Annotated in this window: 2 protein-coding genes; one reads left to right on the plus strand and one right to left on the minus strand. The window is 43.1% G+C overall.

Features of this window, described 5'->3' with window-relative positions; genetic code table 11:
- Window positions 1-161 precede the first annotated feature (161 nt).
- A complete protein-coding gene (locus ACP45E_RS02800) occupies window positions 162-1,055 on the plus strand; it encodes a LysR family transcriptional regulator (RefSeq protein WP_017036888.1) in 894 nt (297 codons plus the stop codon).
- Between the two features lie 16 nt (window positions 1,056-1,071).
- Here ACP45E_RS02800 and ACP45E_RS02805 read toward each other — a convergent pair.
- On the minus strand, window positions 1,072-2,140 hold a 1,069-nt coding region (locus ACP45E_RS02805), incomplete at its 5' end, for an amidohydrolase (protein WP_069584671.1).

Consider the following 2,140-nt stretch of genomic DNA (forward strand, 5'->3'; position numbering starts at 1 on the left):
ACAGTGTGTGTCCTTTTAATATGTCTTTTTCTAATCAGGGTAATGTCTAATGAAGCAGGGTATTACCAGTGTTAACCAAGTTATCCTCCTACTCTCTGCAACAAAATAAGATAAATAATTCTGGTATAGTTCTCACTTACACCATTGTAAGGGACTAACTTATGCGTATCAGTTTTCAACAAATAGAAGCCTTTGTCACCGTCGCTGAAATGGGCAATTTCAGCGCGGCAGCTAAACAACTAAAAAAAGATCGATCCACCTTAAGCCAAATAGTTAAAAACCTTGAAATAGACCTCGGTTATGACCTGTTTAGCCGTGAGGGGCGTTACCCCTCATTAACCGAACAAGGTTTAGCACTGTATGATTATGCCAAGCGGTTATCCACCGAAGCGCTGAGTTTTGAAAGCATTGCACAGAGGGTGTTTGACGGTGTAGAGGAGCAGCTTAATGTCGCGCTCAGTAATTTGTTGCCCAGTAATAGTCTAATTGAGATAGTCAAACGACTGCGTAAACAATACCCACATATAAAAATTAACTGGTTACATGATTCCACTGAATCAATTAAACAGCAGCTACTAAATGGCGGGGTAGATATCGGGATTGTGGTCGTGGCGGAAGGTGAAGGGCACTCTTCCATTGAACCCATATTTTTGCATAATTTGCCACTGATCGCCGTTAAGTCTCCGTCATTAGCATTGCCTCAACAAACCCGACTGGCAGAGTTAGCACAGTACCGCCAGCTTATTGCACAAGACTTAAGCTCTAAACGTTTAAAGCAGCTATATGCCGTATCAGGGCAACTACAGTTAGTACACTGTACGCACCTATTACTAGCACTGTTGGAGGCAGGAGAAGGTTGGGCTTTTCTACCTGAAGCACTGGTTAAACCATTACTTGCTGAGAATCGATTAGAGCAAATAGTGATTAAAGAGGAAAGCAGTAAAACCACCTTACCGATTTCGGTATGGTCATTACCAGATGTAACAGAAACACCTGTGAAGGATGCATTTATTCACATCCTGACACAGGTGGTTAACGATAACGCTGAGGGGTAAGTCCCCCCCTCAGTTATTATTGTAAAAAGTTCATTACTGCAGAGGTAAGTGCCACAGTCCCGGTTGCAAGTGTGCCTTGTTCAATTACATAATTAGGATTGTGATTGATATGTTTAGGCATCTTGCCATGTTCGATAAAGTTATCCCAAGTGCTCTGTTTCGCTGCGCCCACTTCCACAAAAACAACAGGTACATCTGGGTATGGAGACGTTAACATATGGAAGTCTTCAGACCCCATGGTTGCAGGCATGCCTGTTAGCACTTTATCTTCACCTAATGCATCTATCATTGCTTGGCGCACTAATTTTGTTTCCACTTTTGCATTCACAACTGGTATTGAATAACCTTTCATCTCATAAGTTGGCATTTTATCTTGTTCAACACCATACATTTGCGCAACGTTATCAGAAACTTGTTTGATACCATCAATCATCACTTGACGATCTTGGTCTCGGTTCCAACGCAAATTGATTTTCACTGTCGCATCATCAGGAATAATATTATTTTCACTGCCTGTTTGAATTGACCCCACGGTTAATACCGCAGGTTGTGACTGATCCAACATACGTGAGGTAATCGTTTGATAACCCATGGTTGCCATTGCTGCCATCACCACTGGGTCTTTTGTCGCGTGTGGAGTGGAACCATGCCCACCTACCCCATTAAAATGCACATCAATTTGGTCTGTGCCCGCCATACGAATGCCCTCCCGAATGCCGACAGTGTCTTCCGGGAAAATAGGATGAGTATGACCTGCAATCAATACATCTGGTTTTGGCACAATTTTGTACAGGTCATCATTCACCATGGCAGTTGCGCCCATAATTAACTCTTCCGCTGGTTGTGCGACTAAAATCACCGTGCCTTTCCACTCATTAGTGCGCTCAGAAAGCTGTTTTGCCATCCCAATTAACCAAGTGGCGTGTGCATCATGTCCACAGGCATGCATCGCATAATTTTCATGGCCATCGGCATCAATTGTTTTTTCAGTGGCTGCATAAGGTAAGTTGGTTTGCTCTTTAATGGGTAGTGCATCCATATCGGCACGGAACATCACCGTAGGCCCTTTACCATTTTTTAAGATA

This window comes from Vibrio genomosp. F10 str. 9ZD137, from assembly GCF_049974785.1.
Taxonomy (GTDB): domain Bacteria; phylum Pseudomonadota; class Gammaproteobacteria; order Enterobacterales; family Vibrionaceae; genus Vibrio.

Bases quoted from the DNA above. Each gene is read 5' to 3' on its own strand.
- ACP45E_RS02800 (WP_017036888.1), top strand. From the start codon at position 162: ATGCGTATCAGTTTTCAACAAATAGAAGCCTTTGTCACCGTCGCTGAA.